Annotated in this window: 15 protein-coding genes, 1 tRNA gene, 1 pseudogene and 1 riboswitch; of the genes and pseudogenes, 9 read left to right on the top strand and 8 right to left on the bottom strand. The window is 63.2% G+C overall.

What is annotated here, in order from left to right:
• Positions 1-45: 45 nt before the first annotated feature.
• Entirely contained in the window at positions 46-1,212 is a 1,167-nt protein-coding gene (locus NKG60_RS12560; protein WP_352664150.1) for a pyridoxal phosphate-dependent aminotransferase, read from the bottom strand.
• 111 nt (positions 1,213-1,323) lie between these two features.
• Positions 1,324-1,746 carry a large conductance mechanosensitive channel protein MscL gene (gene mscL / locus NKG60_RS12555; protein WP_352664357.1) on the bottom strand — a complete coding sequence of 141 codons (423 nt, stop codon included), beginning with the start codon at positions 1,744-1,746 and terminating at the stop codon, positions 1,324-1,326.
• A gap of 235 nt (positions 1,747-1,981) precedes the next feature.
• Here mscL and NKG60_RS12550 point away from each other — a divergent pair, with 235 nt between their 5' ends.
• Positions 1,982-5,470 carry a PAS domain-containing hybrid sensor histidine kinase/response regulator gene (locus NKG60_RS12550; RefSeq protein ID WP_352664152.1) on the top strand — a complete coding sequence of 1,163 codons (3,489 nt, stop codon included), beginning with the start codon at positions 1,982-1,984 and terminating at the stop codon, positions 5,468-5,470.
• A gap of 3 nt (positions 5,471-5,473) precedes the next feature.
• Here NKG60_RS12550 and NKG60_RS12545 read toward each other — a convergent pair whose 3' ends face one another.
• Both NKG60_RS12545 and NKG60_RS12540 read right to left on the bottom strand, forming a co-directional pair.
• Positions 5,474-6,136 (bottom strand): response regulator transcription factor, encoded by a 663-nt coding sequence (locus tag NKG60_RS12545; RefSeq protein WP_031211969.1) that lies wholly within the window; start codon positions 6,134-6,136, stop codon positions 5,474-5,476.
• A gap of 119 nt (positions 6,137-6,255) precedes the next feature.
• Complete coding sequence (locus tag NKG60_RS12540; protein ID WP_352470125.1) at positions 6,256-6,687, bottom strand: hypothetical protein; 432 nt, start codon at positions 6,685-6,687, stop codon at positions 6,256-6,258.
• 125 nt (positions 6,688-6,812) lie between these two features.
• On the opposite strand from NKG60_RS12540, the gene NKG60_RS12535 reads away from it, so the two are divergent.
• Both NKG60_RS12535 and NKG60_RS12530 read left to right on the top strand, forming a co-directional pair.
• Positions 6,813-7,163 (top strand): DUF952 domain-containing protein, encoded by a 351-nt coding sequence (locus NKG60_RS12535; RefSeq protein WP_352664154.1) that lies wholly within the window; start codon positions 6,813-6,815, stop codon positions 7,161-7,163.
• The gene (locus tag NKG60_RS12530) at positions 7,160-8,233 is read left to right on the top strand and encodes a quinone-dependent dihydroorotate dehydrogenase (RefSeq protein WP_352664156.1); all 1,074 of its coding nucleotides are present in this window, start codon (positions 7,160-7,162) and stop codon (positions 8,231-8,233) included. Before NKG60_RS12535 ends, NKG60_RS12530 begins: the two co-directional genes overlap by 4 nt.
• Positions 8,234-8,236: 3 nt before the next feature.
• On the opposite strand, the gene NKG60_RS12525 is transcribed toward NKG60_RS12530, so the two are convergent.
• Complete coding sequence (locus tag NKG60_RS12525) at positions 8,237-9,571, bottom strand: MATE family efflux transporter (RefSeq protein ID WP_352664158.1); 1,335 nt, start codon at positions 9,569-9,571, stop codon at positions 8,237-8,239.
• Between NKG60_RS12525 and NKG60_RS12520 the strand changes: the two are divergent.
• Positions 9,528-10,178 (top strand): annotated as a pseudogene (locus NKG60_RS12520) (histone deacetylase family protein); the annotation flags it as partial. The gene NKG60_RS12525 and the pseudogene NKG60_RS12520 overlap by 44 nt on opposite strands.
• A 4-nt stretch (positions 10,179-10,182) precedes the next feature.
• Here NKG60_RS12520 and NKG60_RS12515 read toward each other — a convergent pair.
• Positions 10,183-10,446 carry a DUF6460 domain-containing protein gene (locus NKG60_RS12515; protein ID WP_023677362.1) on the bottom strand — a complete coding sequence of 88 codons (264 nt, stop codon included), beginning with the start codon at positions 10,444-10,446 and terminating at the stop codon, positions 10,183-10,185.
• Positions 10,447-10,579: 133 nt separating this feature from the next.
• Between NKG60_RS12515 and NKG60_RS12510 the strand changes: the two genes are divergently transcribed.
• Positions 10,580-10,653 (top strand) — tRNA-Gly (locus tag NKG60_RS12510).
• 332 nt (positions 10,654-10,985) lie between these two features.
• Here the strand turns inward: NKG60_RS12510 and NKG60_RS12505 are convergent.
• A complete protein-coding gene (locus NKG60_RS12505) occupies positions 10,986-11,975 on the bottom strand; it encodes a LysR family transcriptional regulator (protein ID WP_352488235.1) in 990 nt (329 codons plus the stop codon).
• Between the two features lie 319 nt (positions 11,976-12,294).
• Between NKG60_RS12505 and chvE the strand changes: the two genes are divergently transcribed.
• The 4 genes from chvE to araD1 all read left to right on the top strand — a co-directional run bounded on the left by chvE (position 12,295) and on the right by araD1 (position 17,462).
• The gene (gene chvE, locus NKG60_RS12500) at positions 12,295-13,359 is read left to right on the top strand and encodes a multiple monosaccharide ABC transporter substrate-binding protein (RefSeq protein ID WP_352664160.1); all 1,065 of its coding nucleotides are present in this window, start codon (positions 12,295-12,297) and stop codon (positions 13,357-13,359) included.
• 99 nt (positions 13,360-13,458) lie between these two features.
• Entirely contained in the window at positions 13,459-14,991 is a 1,533-nt protein-coding gene (gene mmsA, locus NKG60_RS12495; protein WP_023677359.1) for a multiple monosaccharide ABC transporter ATP-binding protein, read from the top strand.
• The gene (gene mmsB, locus NKG60_RS12490) at positions 14,988-16,280 is read left to right on the top strand and encodes a multiple monosaccharide ABC transporter permease (RefSeq protein WP_292659525.1); all 1,293 of its coding nucleotides are present in this window, start codon (positions 14,988-14,990) and stop codon (positions 16,278-16,280) included. The genes mmsA and mmsB overlap by 4 nt, the downstream gene beginning before the upstream one ends.
• A 189-nt stretch (positions 16,281-16,469) precedes the next feature.
• The gene (gene araD1 / locus NKG60_RS12485; protein WP_352664162.1) at positions 16,470-17,462 is read left to right on the top strand and encodes an AraD1 family protein; all 993 of its coding nucleotides are present in this window, start codon (positions 16,470-16,472) and stop codon (positions 17,460-17,462) included.
• A gap of 54 nt (positions 17,463-17,516) precedes the next feature.
• On the opposite strand, the gene NKG60_RS12480 is transcribed toward araD1, so the two are convergent.
• Positions 17,517-18,668, bottom strand: a complete 1,152-nt coding sequence (locus NKG60_RS12480) for a 2'-deoxycytidine 5'-triphosphate deaminase (protein WP_502903374.1) — start codon at positions 18,666-18,668, stop codon at positions 17,517-17,519.
• 78 nt (positions 18,669-18,746) lie between these two features.
• Positions 18,747-18,824: riboswitch (SAM riboswitch) on the top strand.
• The last annotated feature ends 17 nt before the right edge of the window (positions 18,825-18,841 follow it).

Genomic DNA, 18,841 nt, shown 5'->3' with positions numbered 1-18,841 from the left:
CCTCATTTTCAGTGCTGCGATGCCTGGCGCAAACCTCAACACACTTCACACACTCGTCATCCATTTCGCCAGCCGGTGCGCGGCTTCCTCGAGCTGGTCGAGGCGGCGGTGGAAGCACAGCCTGAGGAAGGCTTCGCCGCCGGGGCCGAAGGCGGTGCCGGGAGCCAGGCCGACATTGGCGCGATCGACCATGTCGAAGGCGGCAGCGCGGGAATCGCTGATGCCGTCGACTGCGAAGAACAGATAGAATGCGCCCTGCGGTACGGTGAACCGGGCCCTGCCGGTTTCGGCGAGAATGCCGCAGACCAAGTCGCGCGCCGCCCTCGCCCGCTCGACCTGCTCGACGATGAAGGCGTCGCCTTCATCGAGGGCAATGACGGCGCCGCGCTGCATGAACTGCGCAACGCCGGAAGTCGAATACTGGACCAGGTTCTCGAACACCTGCTGCAAGGCGGGATGGATCTTGATCCAGCCGATGCGCCAGCCGGTCATCGCCCAGTTCTTGGAGAAGGAATTGACGAATAGGATGCGATCCTCATCGGCCATGATGTCGATGAAGGACGGCGCGCGGCCATGGCCGTAATGAAACAGCGAGTAGATTTCGTCGGCGATGATCCACAGGCCCCTCTCGCGGGCGAGATCGAGGATCGCCTGCAGCGTCTCCTTGTCGGCGGTCCAGCCGGTCGGGTTGGACGGCGTGTTGACGAACAGCGCCTTGGTCCTTGGCGTGATCGCCGCTGCGATCTTGTCGACGTCGCAGGACCAGCCATTGCCCGACTGGTCGAGCGTGACCGCGACCGGAACGGCGCCGGCCACCCCGGCGGCGGCGGCGAAGTTCGGCCATGCCGGCGACAGGTAGACGAGTTCGTCGCCCTTGCCGGCCACCGCATCGATGGCCATCTGGATGGCGTGCATGCCGGAGCCGGTGACGATAAATTCCTCGTTGGCGAAAGTCTTGCCGAAATGCCTGGTGTAGTAGCGGGCGAGCGCCTGCCTGAGTTCAGGAATGCCCCGCTGCCAGGTGTAGAAGGTCTCGCCGGCGGCCAGCGCCTTGGCGGCGGCATCGGTGATGAAGGCAGGCGTCGGCAGGTCGCCCTCGCCGGCCCAGAGCGGTATCATGCCGTCGCGGCCGCGGCCACGGTTCATGACGGCGACAATGCCGCTTTCAGGCGCCGCACGCGCCTCGGCGCGCAGAGTATCGATCAGGGTCATGGATGGGTCCGTTTTCGTTTGCTCGACTGCTAGCGTGTTTCAGGGCGGACGAAAACAGAAAACCCCGGCCGCAAGCGACCGGGGTTTTGGTCCAGAAAGTTGCCGCAGGCGCTACTTTCTGGCGAGGAGATCGCGAATTTCGGTGAGCAGCGCGACGTCGGCTGGCGGCGGAGCGGCCGGGGCGGCCGGTTTTTCACGCTCCAGCCGCTGGCGCAGATTGTTCACCGCCTTGACCATCACGAAGATGATGAAGGCGAGGATGAGGAAGTTCAGCGCCACGGTGATGAAGCTGCCATAGGCGAAGACCGCACCCTGTTTCTTTGCATCAGCCAGCGAGGTTGCATTCACCGCGGAAGACAGGGGTATGAAGTAGTTGTTGAAGTCCAGTCCTCCGAAGATCGCGCCAACAATAGGCATGATGATGTCGTCGACCAGCGAGGTGACGATTTTGCCGAAGGCAGCGCCAATGATGACGGCAACGGCCAGGTCCATCACATTGCCCTTGGAAATGAATTCCTGAAACTCTTTCAGCATTCGACTCCTCCTTGTCCTGACCGGCCGTTCTGCCGTCCGCTCCCCCGGCATCGACCGGCAGGCAGAATAGCAAAAACCTGCGGTTGCAACAGGAACAAAAGCTGGTTTCAGCCGGTCACGATTGCCCGACGCAGTCGATATGATACGCCGAAAGCCGCGATGGACTCGATCGCCAAGCTGTGATTGCGTCTGCAAGGCCGGATGAAAAAGCCGGCGCAGGGAGGAAGTTCGAGGCGTGCAGGGCTGGTTCATCGTCATCATCGCGATCGCCTATGTGACGTTGCTGTTCGTCATCGCCAGCCTGGGCGACCGCCGCTCGACTTCAACCGGGCCCGGCTGCGCCCGGCCGTTCATCTATGCGCTCAGCCTCGCCATCTACTGCACCTCCTGGACCTTCTTCGGCTCGGTCGGCCTGTCCTCCGAGCGCGGCCTCGAGTTCCTCGGCATCTATATCGGACCGGTCCTGGTGTTCGTGTTCGGCTTTCCGCTGCTGCAGCGCATCGTCAGGCTGGCCAAGACCGAGAAGATCACCTCGATCGCCGACTTTCTCGGTGCCCGCTACGGCAAGAGCTTCGCTGTCGCGGCGATCGCCACGCTGATCGCGACCATCGGCGCCGTGCCGTATATCGCGCTGCAATTGAAGGCAATCTCCGGCTCGGTCAGCCTGATGGTCGAGCATTATACCGGCTCGCCCCCGTCGTTCGATCCGTTCGTCAGCGACATCTCGCTGGTCGTGGCCATGCTGCTGGCGCTGTTTGCGGTGCTGTTCGGCACGCGCCATGCCGATGCCACCGAGCACCAGGACGGGCTGGTGCTGGCGGTGGCAGTCGAAACCGTGGTCAAGCTCGCCGCCTTCCTTGCGATCGGCCTGATGGTCACGTTCCTGATCTTCGGGGGGCCAGGCGACATGTTCGACCGGCTCGCCGAAAACACGCAGGTGCGCCAGGCGATGGGCTACAACACCTCACTCGCCACCTGGCTGGTGCTGACATGCCTGAGCGGCTTTGCCATCCTCATGCTGCCGCGCCAGTTCTACGTCACCATCGTCGAGAACCGCAGCGAGGCCGAGCTGCGCACCGCGACATGGGTGTTTCCGCTCTATCTGGTGGCAATCAACCTGTTCGTGCTGCCGATCGCATTGGCCGGCCTGGAGCTGGTCGGCCCCAGGACCAGCAGCGACCTCTATGTGCTGTCACTGCCGCTTTTCAGCGGCCACGACGTGCTGGCCATGGCCGCCTTCATCGGCGGCCTGTCGGCGGCGACCGCAATGGTGATCGTCGAAAGCGTTGCGCTGTCGATCATGATCTCCAACGACCTGATCATCCCGCTGTTCGTGAGGCGATTGCTGCGGACCACGACCTCAGAGAGCGAGGACTGGTCGACGCTCATCCTCAATGTGCGGCGGGCGGCGATTTTCATCATGCTGTTCATCGCCTTTCTCTACTACCGCGAGAGCACCAACAGCGCGCGGCTGTCCTCTATCGGCCTGATGTCGTTCGCCGCGATCGCGCAGTTCGCGCCGGCAATGATCGGCGGCCTGGTCTGGCGCGGCGCCAACGGCCGGGGTGCCGCGCTTGGCATGGTCGCCGGCATCGTCGTCTGGAGCTACACGCTGCTGCTTCCGTCGCTCGTCACACCCGATACTGGCATCCTGGTCCACGGCCTGTTCGGCTTCGATGCATTGCGGCCGCAGGCGCTTTTCGGCACCGTCGCCGAGCCGCTGAACCATGGCGTGCTGTGGAGCCTGTCGATCAACACGCTGTTTGTTGTGTTCGGCTCGCTGTCGCGCGCCTCTGTGCCGCTGGAACGCATCCAGGCGTCGATCTTCGTGCCGCGCGAAGCGGGTCCGCTGCCCAGCCTGCGCCGCTTCCGCACCACGATCACCGTCAACGACCTCAAGGACACGATCGCGCGCTATCTCGGTGTCGAACGGACCGAGCGGTCCTTCCAGTCGTTCGAAAAGAGCAGCGGCACTTCACTGCTCGGCAACGAACAGGCCAGCATGGATGTCATCCGCTTCTCCGAGCAGCTTCTGGCCAGTGCCGTCGGCTCCTCTTCGGCGCGGCTGATCCTGTCGCTGCTGCTGCGTCGCAACGACCGCGAATCCAAGGACGCCTTCCGTCTGCTCGACGACGCCACCGAGGCGCTGCAGCACAATCGCGACCTGCTGCAGATCGCGCTCGACCAGATGGAACAGGGCATCACCGTCTTCGACCGCGATTTCCGGTTGATCTGCTGGAACCGCCAGTACCGGGCGCTGTTCGACCTGCCCGACGAGATGGGCCAGGTCGGAGTCTCACTCGATCGTATCCTGCGCCACCTTGCCGAGCGCGGTGACATACCGGCAGACCAACGCGTCACCATGCTCAACCGCCTGACCAGCTTCGTCAGCCCATGGCAGATGGAGTTGAAGACCAGCGGACGCATCCTCGAATTGCGCTCCAATCCGATGCCGGACGGCGGCATCGTCGCCACCTATGCCGACATTTCCGGACGTGTCGAACAGGATCTGGCGCTGAAGCGCGCCAACGAATCGCTGGAACAGCGAGTGAAGAGCCGAACCGCCGAGCTCACCCGCGTCAATGAGGAGCTGGCGCAGGCGCAGATGCTGGCCGAGGAGGCCAATCTCGGCAAGACCCGCTTCCTCGCTGCCGCCGGCCACGACATCCTGCAGCCGCTGAACGCCGCCCGCCTCTATTGCTCGTCGCTGATCGAGAAGACCGGCAAGGGACCTGCCGGCAAGGCGGCGATGAATATCGAATCGTCGCTGGAATCGGTCGAGACCATCCTCGGCGCGGTGCTCGACATTTCGCGCCTCGATGCCGGCGCGATGAAGCCGGACGACACGAGCTTCGGCCTGGACGGGCTGCTGCGCCAGATCGGCAACGACTTCCGGCCGCTTGCCGCCGAAAAGAAACTCGAGCTCTCGATCATGCCCTCGTCGCTCAGCGTCATGACGGACCGCAATCTGCTGCGCCGGCTGATCCAGAACCTGGTCTCAAACGCCATCAAGTATACGCGCCATGGCCGCATCCTGGTCGGCGTGCGGCGGCGCGGCGAACTGGCCGAGATCCAGGTGATCGACACCGGCATCGGCATTGCCGGCGACAAGCTCAACACCGTGTTCCGCGAATTCACCCGGCTCGATGAGGGCATGCGCGAAGCGGAAGGCCTCGGCTTGGGGCTCTCCATCGTCGACCGCATCGCCCGCGTCCTGCGCCTCGAAATCCGGATCTTCTCCAATCCCGGCAAAGGCACGCGCTTTTCCGTGCTGCTGCCGGTGGCGGCCGTGCAGGCACCGCGGCGCGAGGCCGAGGCGAAGCCGCCTGCCCGTGTCGCGGCCTCGCTTGCCGGGCTCAATGTGCTCTGCATCGACAACGACGCCCGCATCCTCGACGGCATGCGGCTGCTGCTGGAGGGCTGGGGCTGCAGCGTCGACACGCTTTCCGGCGCGGAGGATATCGAGAGGTCCGGCATGCATCGGCCGGACATCGTGCTTGCCGACTATCATCTCGACAACAGGACCGGCCTTGAATTGATCGCCCAGTTGCGTGCGATCCATGGCGAGGACCTGCCGGCCGTGCTGGTCACCGCCGACCGCTCGAGCGAGGTTCGCGCCGCCGCCGGCAGGCTGGACGTGCCGGTGATCAGCAAACCGCTGAAACCGGCGATGCTGCGCTCGATGATGGCCAGGGTCAGGCCGCTGGCGCCGGCGGCCGAATAGGAATCAGCCGGCCGTCTGCAACGGGTCGCTGCCGATCTTGGACAAAAGGATGACCGCCTGGGTGCGGCTGTCGACGCCGAGTTTCTGCAGGATGGCCGAGACATGCGCCTTGATCGTCGCTTCGGAGACCCCGAGCTCATAGGCGATCTGCTTGTTGAGCAGTCCCTCGGCCAGCATGCCGAGCACGCGCGTCTGCTGTGGGGTCAGCGCCTGCAGCCGCTTGATCAGGTCGGAAATCTCGGGATCGCGCTCCACCCCGAGATCGATGCCGACGGGAGCCGCGATATCACCTGCAAGCACCGACTGCACCGCATTGCGGATCTCCTCCATGCTGGCCGATTTGGAGATGAAGCCGGAGGCGCCGAGATCGAGCGCGCGCCGGATCGTCACCGGATCGTCATGCGCCGAGACCACCATCATCGGCACCGCCGGATGGATGCCGCGCAACGAAATCAGGCCAGAAAGACCGCTTGCCCCCGGCATCGAGAGATCGAGCAGCACCAGATCGACATCCTCATTGGCCAGGACCAGCGCCTTGGCGCTTTCGAAATCGCCGGCCTCGTGAATGGCGGCAACGTCGCCGATGCCCGCGAGTGCCTCCCTCAATGCACCGCGAAAAAGCGGGTGATCGTCGGCAATGACGAATGTGTAGCCCAACGGTGATATCCCTCCCCGAATCCCGTTTGCGATTTTCCGCCTTGCAGGATCTGAACAATCATAACGCTACGCCTGCTGTTCGGCGTGGCCGGCTTGCTATTCCCGCCCCAGGTCTTTTTGCGAATTGCCTAGGTCTTTTGCGAATTCGGCTTGGCGCCGTCTTCGTCCTTGTCCATGTCCTTGACGATGTCCATGAAGCTGCGCAGGAAGCGCTCCATGTAGCCCATCGTCTTGTTGAAATCCTCCTCGCTGGGCAAAGTCGATTCGAAACGCGCGGCAAGCGAATTTTCGAGTTTGGCGACGCGTTCGTCGAGAGCCTTCACCGAATTTTGCAGCCGGTCGACCTCATCCTGCAAGGCGGCACGTTCGTCGGCCGCCGTCTTGCAGACAAGCTGACCGGAGCGCTCCTCGCAGAGCGACATGGCGCCGGTTTGCGTATCCATGCGCACATAGCCATTGGCCGATTTTTCCAACCGGTAGCGATCGGCTTCCTCGGAAAAGGCCGAGGCCGCGACAAGCGACACCAGTGCTGCGGGGATCAATACGTGTTTCAGACGCATGTTTTCCTCCATGAGCCAGTTGGTTCAATGTATCACATGTTTGCGCCTGAAATGGGGAAGAGTTCGGAGCGTCCGAAACCCGCTTGCCCCTTCCCCGCATGATCTGTTCGGACTATAGCGCAACGATGTCCGAGATCATCTACAAGATAGTTCCCGAGGCGCTGTGGCGCGAGGCTGAAAGAGAAGGCCGCTTCACCGGCGCGCCGATCGACGTCGCCGACGGCTTCATCCATTTTTCCACCGCCGGGCAGGTTCGAGAAACGGCGGCCAAACATTTCGCCGGCCAAAGCGGATTGCTGCTGGTCGCCGTCGATAGCGCGCGCCTCGGCGATGCGCTGAAATATGAGGTCTCGCGCGGCGGCGCCTTGTTCCCGCATCTCTATGGCGGGCTCGGCCTCGATGCGGTCGTTTCAGTGCAGGCATTGCCGCTCGGCGCCGACGGCCGGCATGAATTCCCGGCGCTGGGGGCCGAATGAGCGCGTTCGACCGGATCGGCCAGAAACTGTTGTTCACGCTCGATCCGGAAACCGCGCATGGGCTGTCGATTGCCGCGCTGAGATGCGGGCTGCCGGTCTCCGGGCGCCCTTTGCTAGACGACAGGCTAAGGGTCAGCCTTTGTGGACTCGATTTCCCGAACCCGCTCGGCATGGCTGCGGGTTACGACAAGAATGCCGAAGTGCCTGACGCACTGCTCGGCCTGGGCTTCGGCTTCGCCGAGGTCGGCACCATCACACCGCTGCCGCAGACGGGCAATCCGAAGCCACGCATCTTCCGGCTGCCTTCGGACGGGGCGGTGATCAACCGGCTGGGTTTCAACAATGAAGGCCACGCCGCCGCAGAGAAGCGTCTTGCCGCCCGAAAAGGCCGCCCCGGCATCGTCGGCATCAACATCGGCGCCAACAAGGACAGCGCCGACCGCGTCGGCGATTATGAGCGCGGCGTGATCCGGTTCGCGCGATATGCCAGTTATCTGACAATCAATATCTCCTCGCCGAACACGCCGGGCCTGCGCAACATGCAGGCGCGCGAACAGCTTGGCGAGCTCCTGTCGCGGGTCATGGCTGCGCGTGCGGCGGCACCGGAAAAACCGCCCGTCTTCCTCAAGATCGCGCCGGATCTGGTCGAGGCCGAGCTGGAGGACATCGCCGCCGAGGTCACTGAGAAGAAAATAGACGGCGTCATCGTCTCCAACACCACGATCGCGCGAGCGGGACTGCGCAGCAACGATTTTGTCGAGGCCGGCGGGCTTTCGGGAAAACCGTTATTCGAGCGCTCGACCACCGTGCTGGCAAAAATGCGGAAACTGCTTGGCCGGGATCCTGCCGTCATCGGCGTCGGCGGCGTCGATTCCGCCGAGACGGCGCTGGAAAAGATCCGTGCCGGCGCCGATCTCGTCCAGCTCTATACCGGCATGATCTATGCCGGGCCCGCGCTGCCGGGGCGCATTCTTTCCGGCATGGCCCGTTTCATGGACAGTCAAGGGCTGAAGTCGCTGCGCGAGCTTCGCGACAGCCGCCTCGATCAATGGGCAGCGAAGCCGCTTTAGCGATCAGCCAAAGGCTGTGCGCACCCGCAGCCGCAATATGGCGAGCAGGCTGAAGCCACGCACCAGCAGGAAGACATGCAACGCCGCCCATAGGCCGTGATTGCCGAAGGCCGGCGCCAGGATCAGCAGAGCGGCGCTGAACGACAGGAACGACAACAGCATCATGTTACGCATGTCGCGCGACCATGTCGCGCCGATGAAAACCCCGTCCATCTGGAAAGCTAGCGCGCCGCTGAGCGCGGTGAACGCCGCCCAGGGCAGGTAGATATCGGCAATGGTGCGAACGTCGGTCGAGGTCGTGATCAGGGCGACGAGATCGGTGCCCTCCAGCAGGAAGAAGAGCGTCGCCGCGCCCGACAGCCCGAGCCCCCAAAGCAGCGTCAGCCGCACGGCCTGGTCGAACGCCGTGGCGGCGCGGGCGCCGATGGCGCGCCCGGCGAGCTGTTCGGCGGCGGTGGCGAAACCATCGAGGAAGTAGCCGGCAACCAAGAAGAGGTTCATCAGCACAGCGTTGGCGGCCAGCGTCAGAGTGCCGAATTGTGCGCCTTGGCGCGTGAACAGCGCAAAGGCGGCGAGCAGCGAAAAGGAGCGGATCATGATATCGCGATTGAGCGACATCATGCGCAGGAATGCCGGCAGATCGAGGACGCGGTGGCGCGGCAGCCTGGGCGCCGCCCAAAAGCGACGGCCGACAATGGCGAGACCAAGCAGCATGGCGACGAATTCGCCGGTGAGCGTTGCCCAGGCAACGCCGGCAACGCCCCAGCCGAGCTCTAGGCCAAGCAGGAAGCAGAGGGCGATGTTGATGCCGTTCAGTATCAATTGCAGCATCAGTCCGAGCCCGCCCTCGCCGCGCCCCAGCACGTAACCGAGGATGGCGTAATTGATCAGGGAGAACGGTGCTGCGAGCATCCTGATGCGGATATAGACGTCCATCGCCGCGCTGACGCGCGGTTCGGCGCCTATGAACCATTGCCCGGCAGTGGAGACCAGGGGCGCAAGCGCGGCAAGCACGACGCCGGCGACGACCGCGATCAGCACGGCGCGCCAGAACACCGCCTGCTCCTCCAGCGCATCGCCGCGCCCGAAGGCCTGGGCGACGAGGCCGGTGGTGCCGGAGCGCAGGAAGTTGAAGGTCGTGAAAACGACGTCGAAGATCAGGGCGCCGGCCGCCAGGCCGCCGAGAAGGGCGGCGTCGCCGAACTGTCCGACCACCGCAGTATCGACAATTCCGAGCAACGGCGTCGTCAGATAGGCAAGCGTCATCGGCACGGCGATGGCGAGCACCGAGCGTGGACCGCGGGTCTCGCTGAGGGCGCAGCTCGCAACGGCCGGCACGGTGCTGGCAGCGCGGCTGGCCTTGCTGAACGGCATCGCCTGCAACACCGCCGGCGGCAGCCATCACGCGCGGCGCGCGCAAGGCGCCGGCTTCTGCACTTTCAACGACGTGGCCGTGGCCGCGCTGGTGCTGCTCGCCGAAGCTGCTGTCCAAAATATCCTGGTCGTCGACCTCGACGTGCATCAGGGCGACGGCACGGCGGATATCCTGAACGACGAGCCGGGCGTGTTCACCTTCTCCATGCATGGCGACCGTAACTACCCTGCGCGCAAGATCGCCTCCGATCTCGACATCGCCCTGCCCGACGGAACCGGCGATGCAGCCTATCTGGAGCGGCTGGGCGCCATCCTGCCGGAGCTGTCGGCGCGAGCGCGCTGGAACCTCGTCTTCTACAATGCCGGGGTCGACGTCCATGCCGAGGACCGGCTCGGCAGGTTGTCGCTCACGGATGACGGGCTGCGCGCTCGCGACGATATGGTGATCCGCCATTTCCGCACGCTTGGCATACCGGTGTGCGGCATTATCGGCGGAGGCTATTCGACGGATGTCGCAGCACTCACCGCACGCCATGCCATCCTGTTCGAAGTGGCCGCTGCCTACGCCTGAAAATTCACTTCCGGTAGTTAGCGATCCTGAGCAGGATGAATGCCGGCACGACGATCGCGGCACCGAGCAGGATGTAGCCGAGAAAGCGGTCGATGGCGTGGAAGCCCAAATTCCACAGGTCTATGAAGAATTTGCGGATGCCGTAAAGCACGTCCATCGGCGACCAGCCGAAGGCGTTCATGACCAGGCCGACGAGGAACGACACCACGAGCAGCTTCAGGATCACCCGGAGCGGCGTATCGCCGAGAAAGCGGTTCAGTGCGGACAAGGGCCTGTCTCCACAGTCGGGTGCCGCGATTCGGGCACATGCCAAGAAATACGCAGTCGCCCGCGCCGCATCAAGGCGGCGCCTCAAATCGGATTGCGCATCGGCGCCGGGCCATGATATCGGAGGAACCAGCGCGGGTATGATGTAATGGTAGCTTGTCAGCTTCCCAAGCTGAACGCGCGGGTTCGATTCCCGCTACCCGCTCCAGCTTTTGCCCCGGTGCATTGCACTTGTTCTGGTCAGGCTGAAAACCAGCGGCTTCACAGGCATTTTTTTGCAGCCGGCTGGCCGTCTTTCATCTGTTTGGCCGATGTGCCAGTTCGTGGAATATCTCACATTGAGGGTCGGCGGGGCCTCGAATGACCCCAACCGGAAAGTCTACCCTTGGCCCGCTGGCGTCTGCTGGCGGGCTTTTTTTTGAGCATCACGCGGTATTGCCAACGTGCACCGGCGCCGCTCAGGCGGGCCCGTCTGGTCGTCTGGCTGGCCATGGAATGCGCCCGCTACCCGCGGAATGCGCCCGCTACCCGCTCCAACCCTCAGCCCACCTCCCGCAAAATAAAATCGTGCAGCATCTTGGCTGCCGGTGACAGCGCGCGGTTCTTTACCGTGATCAGGCTGTAAGGCCTGACCTCGATGTCGAACTCAGTCTGGACGACATCGATAGCGCCGGCCAGGCCTTCGGGGTTCTGAATGAACTTCGCAACCTGGACCGACACCGGCGCGATGGCGTCGGATTGCGCGACCATGACCAGAGTCAATAGCAGCGAACTGGTGTTGAGGATGCGGTCCGGCAGCGCGATGTTGCGGTTCAAGAAGTTGCTTTCCATCGCCTGGCGCAGCGGCGAGCCGCCCGACTGGAAGACCCAGTCATAGGCGGCGGTGTCTTCCAGCCGCACTGCCTTGCCCTTGGTCAGCGGGTGGCCGCGGCGCACGATCAGGCAGGCCTTCTCGACGCCGATGACGCGGGCTTCGAACAGCCGCGGATTGAGGTCGTCGGGGATGCGGGCGATGATGAAATCGTGGCGCGAGGCGATCAACTCGCGCGCCAGCACATTCGAGGTCTCGACCTGCATGGTGATTTCGATGCGCGGATAGAGGCGCCGGATCTCGCGGATCGCCGGCACCGCCAGCTCGATCGCCGGTGCTGTCACCGCGCCCAGGAACACCGAGCCGCCCTTGCCCGCCTTGAGCTCGAAAATCTCACGGTCGACCTCGCGCATCTCGAGCAGGATCGATCGCGCGCGCCGTGCCAACGCCTTGCCATAGGGTGTCAGCGTGATGCCGCGCGGCAGCCTTTCGCAGAGCTTGACGTCGAGCACCGCCTCCATCTCGGCGATCATGCGCGAAGCGGCCGGCTGCGAGATGTTCATGACCTGGGCCGCGGCACTCACCCGGCCGTGCTCGTCGAGGGCTGCGATCATGCGCATGTGACGCAGGCTCAAGCCGCTGCGCAGCAAGGTTCCGCCATCACCCGGGATTTCATCGTAACCGGCTGATATTCCACCAGGATTTCGCAGCGCCGCCATGATTTTTCCCTACTTCTGCGCCCGGCGCCCCGGCTGATCATCCGGCAGCCTCGCCACTAGCTTTAGCCATATCGGTTTCGATATAGCAACCATCAAAGATCGCATTTGACAGTTATGGCAAAGCGACACACCCTTCGCGCGTCCTGAGACTTGACGATCGGCGACGAGGGAAAACTCGTATCGATTGAAACCAGAGTTTCGGGGCCGATTGGGAGGATACCGGAGATCGATTGAGGGCAGCGGCGCGTTTGGCGCTCCTGCACGATTGCGCGGCCCACGAAACCCAAGGGTACGCGTCCATCAACCAGGGAGAGTTAATGTGAAGATCATCAAGACACTGGCCGCCGTCGCGGCCCTAGGCATCGCGGCCATGACGCTGCCGGCGCAGGCGGGCGAAGGCCTGATCGGCGTTCTGATGCCCACCAAGACCTCGCAGCGCTGGATCAACGACGGCGACGCCGTCAAGTCCCAGCTCGAGGCTCTGGGCTACACTGTCGACCTGCAATATGCGCAGGACGACATTCCGAACCAGCTCAGCCAGCTGGAAAACGAAATCACCAAGGGCCCGAAGGCGCTGATCATCGCTTCGATCGACGGCACCACGATGGGCGATGCGCTGCAGAAGGCGAATGACGCCGGCGTCGTCGTCGTCGCTTACGACCGCCTGATCAAGAAGACGCCAAATGTCGACTACTACACCACCTTCGACAATTTCGGCGTCGGCGTCATCCAGGCCAAATCGCTGCTCAAGGGCCTTGGTTATCCCGAGAAGAAGGGGCCCTTCAACATCGAGCTGTTCGGCGGTTCGCCGGACGACAACAATGCGTTCTTCTTCTATAACGGCGCCATGTCGGTTCTTCAGCCGCTGATCGACGACAAGACCCTCGTCGTGAAGTCCGGCCAGATGGGCATGGACAAGGTCGGCACGCTGCGCTGGCTGGCGGCAACCGCCCAGGCCCGCATGGACAATCTGCTCTCCGCCAACTACTCGGACGGCAGCCGCGTCGATGGCGTGCTCTCGCCCTATGACGGCCTGTCGCGCGGCATCATCGCTTCGCTGCGCGCCGTAGGCTACGGCACTGCCGATCAGCCATGGCCGATCGTCACCGGACAGGACGCCGAGACCGCTTCGGTCAAGGCGATCATCGCCGGCGAACAGTATTCGACCGTGTTCAAGGACACCCGCGAACTCGCCAAGGCGACGGTCGAACTCGTCGACAAGGTGCTCTCGGGCGGCAAGCCGGAAGGCCTCGACACCAAGACCTACAACAACGACGTCAAGGTCGTTCCCTCGATCCTGTTGACGCCGCATGATGTCGACAAGTCGAACTACCAGGCGCTGGTGGTCGACTCCGGCTACATCAAGGCCGAAGAACTGAAGTAATCGCGGTTACAAAGCCTGGGGTCCTGCGCAGGCAGGGCCCCTTTTCGTTGGCGAGCCAGCCCGGTATTGTTTGCGGACCTCGCAGGAGTGGTATTCTCAATGGCATCGACGATTTTGGAGATGCGCGACATCACCAAGACGTTTCCCGGCGTCAAGGCGCTGTCGAACGTCAAGCTTATGGTCGAGGAAGGCGAGATCCATGCCGTGGTCGGCGAGAACGGCGCCGGCAAGTCGACGCTGATGAAGGTGCTGTCGGGCGTGTATCCGTCCGGCACCTATGACGGCCAGATCATCTATCGCGGCGATGAGTGCCATTTCAAAGGCATCCATGACAGCGAGCGCAAGGGCATCGTCATCATCCACCAGGAGCTTGCGCTGGTGCCGATGCTGTCGATCGCCGAAAACATCTTTCTCGGCAACGAGCACGCCAGATACGGCGTCATCGACTGGAATGCAAACGAGGCGCGCACCAGCGCCCTGCTCAAGAAGGTCGGCCTCAAGGAAGACCCCAACACGCTGATCACCAATATCGGCGTCGGCAAGCAGCAGCTGGTCGAGATCGCCAAGGCACTCAGCAAGGAAGTGAAATTGCTCATTCTCGACGAGCCGACGGCGAGCTTGTCCGAAAAGGACAGCCAGGCGCTGCTCGATCTGCTGCTCGAATTCAAGCGGCAGGGCATCACTTCGATCCTGATCTCGCACAAGCTCAACGAGGTGAACCGGGTCGCCGACAAGGTCACGATCATCCGTGACGGCCGGACCATCGAGACGCTGGCCAAGAAGGACATCTCGGAGGACCGCATCATCACCTCGATGGTCGGCCGTTCGCTCGACGACCGCTATCCGCCGCGCGAGCCGAAGATCGGCGAGACCGTTCTCGAAGTGAAAAACTGGTCGGTCTACCACCCCATCCATGCCGAGCGGCAGGTCATCAAGGGTATCAACCTCAACGCGCGCAAGGGCGAGGTGGTCGGCATTGCCGGGCTCATGGGCGCCGGCCGGACCGAGTTTGCCATGAGCCTGTTCGGCCGGTCCTATGGCCGCCGCATCACCGGCGAGGTGTTCCTTAACGGCAAGCCGATCGATGTCTCTTCGGTGAGCAAGGCGGTGGAACACGGCATCGCTTACGTTACCGAGGACCGCAAGACCTACGGTCTCAACTTGATCGACCATATCAAGCACAACATCACGCTCGCCAACCTGCCTGGAGTGTCACGCCATGGCGTGATCGACGATTTGCGCGAGCTTTCGGTCGCCAACGATTATCGCGGCAGGACCAATATCCGCGCCTCGAGCGTCTACCAGATGACCGGCAATCTTTCTGGCGGCAATCAGCAGAAGGTGGTGCTGTCGAAATGGCTGTTCGCCAATCCGGAAGTGCTGATCCTCGACGAGCCGACACGCGGTATCGACGTCGGGGCCAAGTATGAAATCTATACGATCATCGCGCGTCTCGCCTCCGAGGGTAAGGCAATCATCGTCATCTCGTCGGAAATGCCCGAACTGCTCGGCATCACCGACCGCATCTACGTCATGAACGAAGGACGCATCGTCGGCGAAATGGCGGCAAGCGACGCCAGCCAGGAAAAGATAATGCGCGCCATCGTCCGCGGAGAAGGAAAAGCATCATGAGCACCGAAAGCGCTCCCGGGCCGCAGACCGGCGTTGCCCAGGACCTACAACAGGGACCTCGCATTGCCGTCTCGGCGCTGGTCACCAACTTGCGCGAATACGGGTTGGTGCTGGCGTTGATCGCAATCATGGTGTTCTTCCAGTTCACCACGTCCGGAACGCTGTTCAAGCCGGTGAACCTCAGCAATCTGGTTCAGCAGAACAGCTTCATCATCGTGATGGCGCTGGGCATGCTTCTGGTGATCGTTTCGGGCCATATCGATCTCAGCGTCGGCTCCGTCGCCGGCTTCATCGGCGCACTGGCGGCGATGATGATGGTCATCTGGCCGCTTGGCCCATTGAGCAATCCGCTGGTGGTGTCGATCATCTGCCTGATCGTGGGTGGCGCGATCGGCGCGGCACAAGGCTACTGGATTGCCTATCACCGAATACCGAGCTTCATCGTCACACTGGCGGGCATGCTGATCTTCCGCGGCATCTGCCAGGCGCTGCTGGGTGGCGGGTCTTCGGTGGGGCCGCTCCCCGTCGGCTTCAAGGCGCTCAGTTCCGGCTTCATTCCGGACCTGATCGGCCCATTGACGCTGATACCGCCAACCGTGAACGCCGCCGGCAAAACCATTGTCGGCAGCGGCCTGACGCTGCACCTGACGACGATCGTGATCGGCCTCGTCGCCGTGCTCGCCTATGCCTATTTCGGGCTCAGGGCACGGCGCACCCGCGAGAAGCATGGCTACGAAGCCGAGCCCTTCTCGCTGTTCGTCGTCAAGACCCTGGTGATCAGCGCGCTGGCGCTGTTTCTCGTCTACCAATTCGCCACCTACAGGGGCCTTCCCATCGTTCTCATGGTGATGGGCGTGCTGATCGCGTTGTTCGTCTTCGTTACCAAACGCATGACGATCGGCCGTCGCATCTATGCGATGGGCGGCAATGCCAAGGCAGCCCAGCTATCGGGCATCAAGACCGAACGGCTGACGTTGATGGTGTTCATCAATATGGGCGTACTGTCGGCACTCGGCGGCCTGATTATCGCTGCGCGCCTGGGGCAGGCTGTGCCGGCGGCCGGCCTCGGCAGCGAGCTTGACGTCATCGCCGCGGTGTTCATCGGTGGCGCTTCGGCGATGGGCGGCGTCGGCCAGGTCATCGGCGCGGTGGTCGGCGGTTTCATCATGGGCGTCATGAACAACGGCATGTCGATCATGGGCGTCAATGTCGACTGGCAGCAGGTGGTAAAAGGCCTGGTGCTGCTCGGCGCCGTCGTCTTCGACGTCTACAACAAGAACAAGGCTTGAGAGGCAACCAGGAGGCATACGGGTCACATCGCGGCGCTGCCGGGCGGCGCAAAAAAGTCCCCCGAGGGACCTGATCCGCGAGCGCAATCCGGACGAAGAATTTCAACCGAGGCGCGGACAGGGTCCGGGCCACGCAGGGTAGGGTTTGCCGCCAAAGGCAGGCCAGCCCGCAATTCAGAGAGGGTTACCATGCTGATCTCACAGATCCTCGACGACGCCGAGACGATCCGCGTCGTTGCCCGCAACAGCGGCAAGACCCGCGTCATTAACGGCGCCCGCAGCGTCTATTCGCTGGCGATGGAGGCCGCGCGCACCGGCAGCGGGCTTGTCGCCCTGATCGAGCGCAAGGGCTTCGGCGAAACCGTCGATCTCGACGCAGCCTACAAGAAGGGCCGGCTGCTGTCGCCGATCAACCATCCCGATCCGGCCCATCTCCATCTCACCGGCACCGGGCTGACGCATCTCGGCTCCGCCGCGACCCGCGATTCGATGCACAAGAAGCTCAGCACGGACGGCGAGGAACAGCTGACCGATTCCATGAAGATGTTCCGCATGGGGCTTGAGGGCGGTAAGCCGGCGAAAGGCCAGATCGGCGTGCAGCCGGAATGGTTCTACAAGGGCAACGGCACCATGGCAGTGGCGCCCGGGGCCGCGCTTATGTCGCCCGCCTTCGCCCAGGACGCCGGGGAGGAGCCGGAAATCGCCGGTATCTATGTGATCGGCGACGACGGCGCCCCGTTCCGCGTCGGCTTCACGCTGTCGAACGAGTTTTCCGACCACGTCACCGAGCGCGTGAACTATCTCTTCCTTGCCCATTCCAAGCTGCGCAACGCTTCGTTCGGCCCGGAGATCCTGATCGGCGATCTGCCGTCCGATATCCGCGGCGCTTCACGTATCCTGCGCGACGGCAAGCTGCTTTGGGAAAAGCCGTTCCTGTCGGGCGAGGCGAACATGTCGCACACCATTGGCAATCTCGAGCATCACCACTTCAAATACTCGGCCTTCCGCCAGCCGGGCGACGTGCATGTGCACATGTTCGGCACGGCGACGCTGTCCTTCGCCGACGGCGTCAGGACCGAGGCCGGCGACGTGTTCGAAATCGAGGCCCCTGATTTCGGCCTGCCTCTGCGCAACCCGCTTGAAATCGAGCAGCCGGTGAAGGTCGCGGTGAAGGCGCTTTGAGGCGTCGATGACAGCGTGATCTCCCCCCTCGTGGGGGAGATGGCAGTTCCAACCTCAGCGCGCGGCGCGGAAATGCTTGGACAGTTTCAGGCCCTGCGCCTGATAGTTCGAGCCGAGGTCTGTGCCGTAGAGCGCTTGCGGCCGTTTCAGCATGTGCTCGTAGATCAGCCGTCCGACGATCTGGCCGTGGTCGAGGATGAACGGCACTTCGTGGCTGCGTACCTCGAGCACCGCCCGGCTGCCGGTGCCGCCTGACGCCGAATGACCGAAACCCGGGTCGAAGAAACCCGCATAATGGACGCGGAACTCGCCGACCAGCGGATCGAAGGGCGTCATTTCGGCGGCGTAGAGCGGCGGCACATGCACCGCCTCGCGCGACACCAGAATATAGAATTCGTCCGGATCGAGCACCAGTTCGCCGGCGCCGCTCTTGTAGAGCGGCTCCCAGAAATCGACTACATCCTGCGCGGCGCGCTTGTCGACGTCGACCAGGCCGGTGTGGTGCTTGCCGCGATAGCCGACCAGCCCATCCTTGTCGCCGTCGAGGTCGATCGACAGCGCGATGCCGCCGCCTGAGATGTTGGGCGGTTCAGTGGCGACCAGCATCTCGGCGCGGTGCAGTTCGTGCAGGTCGCTTTCCGACAAGAGCGCATTGCCGGTGCGGAACCTGATCTGCGACAGCCGCGAGCCGGTGCGAACGACGATCGGGAAGGTGCGCGGGCTGACCTCCAGATAGAGCGGACCTTCATAGCCGGCGGCGATCTTGTCGAACTCGTGGCCACGGTCGGTCATCACCCGAGTGAAGATATCGAGCCGTCCGGTCGAGCTTTTCGGGTTGGCGGAGGCGGAAATATGCGCGGGCAGCGCCAGGCTTTCGAGCAGCGGCACGATGTAGACGCAGCCGGTTTCCAGCACGGCACCTTCGGCGAGGTTGATCTCGTGCAGCTTCAGCCGGTCGAGCTTGTCGACAACCCTGTGGTCCGGGCCGGGCAAGAAGGAAGCACGCACCCGCCAAGCCTTGTCGCCGAGCCTGAGGTCAAGGCTGGCCGGCTGGATCTGATCGGCATCGAGCGTGCGCGGCGATTTTAGCGCGCCCGTCTGGAACAGCGCGGAAATATCCTGATCGGGAAGAATGCCTGTCTGCCGCAAGGGTCTGGCTCCGTTCGAACGCCGGGCGAGGTCTTGTTCTGTCGCAGGTCCGACCATGGACGCCTTTGGCACCTGCTTGGTACAACCCTCTTAATCATGCCGGCAATTGACGCAAGCGTGGCGCGGGTCTAAAGCTCGTTATCCCGTGGTGATTTGGCCGGTCGGCTTGCAGCCACGTTAAACAAGTCGCTAAAGGACCGTCGGGCCGCAAGGCCATATGGACCGGTTGC

The organism is Mesorhizobium sp. M1428, from assembly GCF_040317515.1.
GTDB lineage: Bacteria > Pseudomonadota > Alphaproteobacteria > Rhizobiales > Rhizobiaceae > Mesorhizobium.
The sequence above is the reverse complement of the archived record's forward strand: the minus strand, read 5'-3'. Positions and strand labels throughout refer to the sequence as shown.

What these genes read in the sequence shown, in the direction of transcription:
- NKG60_RS12480 (WP_502903374.1), bottom strand. Translation starts at nt 18,668, where the DNA reads ATGGTCGGACCTGCGACAGAACAAGACCTCGCCCGGCGTTCGAACGGA.
- NKG60_RS12540 (WP_352470125.1), bottom strand. Translation starts at nt 6,687, where the DNA reads ATGCGTCTGAAACACGTATTGATCCCCGCAGCACTGGTGTCGCTTGTC.
- araD1 (WP_352664162.1), top strand. Translation starts at nt 16,470, where the DNA reads ATGCTGATCTCACAGATCCTCGACGACGCCGAGACGATCCGCGTCGTT.
- NKG60_RS12560 (WP_352664150.1), bottom strand. Translation starts at nt 1,212, where the DNA reads ATGACCCTGATCGATACTCTGCGCGCCGAGGCGCGTGCGGCGCCTGAA.
- NKG60_RS12535 (WP_352664154.1), top strand. Translation starts at nt 6,813, where the DNA reads ATGTCCGAGATCATCTACAAGATAGTTCCCGAGGCGCTGTGGCGCGAG.
- mmsB (WP_292659525.1), top strand. Translation starts at nt 14,988, where the DNA reads ATGAGCACCGAAAGCGCTCCCGGGCCGCAGACCGGCGTTGCCCAGGAC.
- NKG60_RS12505 (WP_352488235.1), bottom strand. Translation starts at nt 11,975, where the DNA reads ATGGCGGCGCTGCGAAATCCTGGTGGAATATCAGCCGGTTACGATGAA.
- NKG60_RS12530 (WP_352664156.1), top strand. Translation starts at nt 7,160, where the DNA reads ATGAGCGCGTTCGACCGGATCGGCCAGAAACTGTTGTTCACGCTCGAT.
- mscL (WP_352664357.1), bottom strand. Translation starts at nt 1,746, where the DNA reads ATGCTGAAAGAGTTTCAGGAATTCATTTCCAAGGGCAATGTGATGGAC.
- mmsA (WP_023677359.1), top strand. Translation starts at nt 13,459, where the DNA reads ATGGCATCGACGATTTTGGAGATGCGCGACATCACCAAGACGTTTCCC.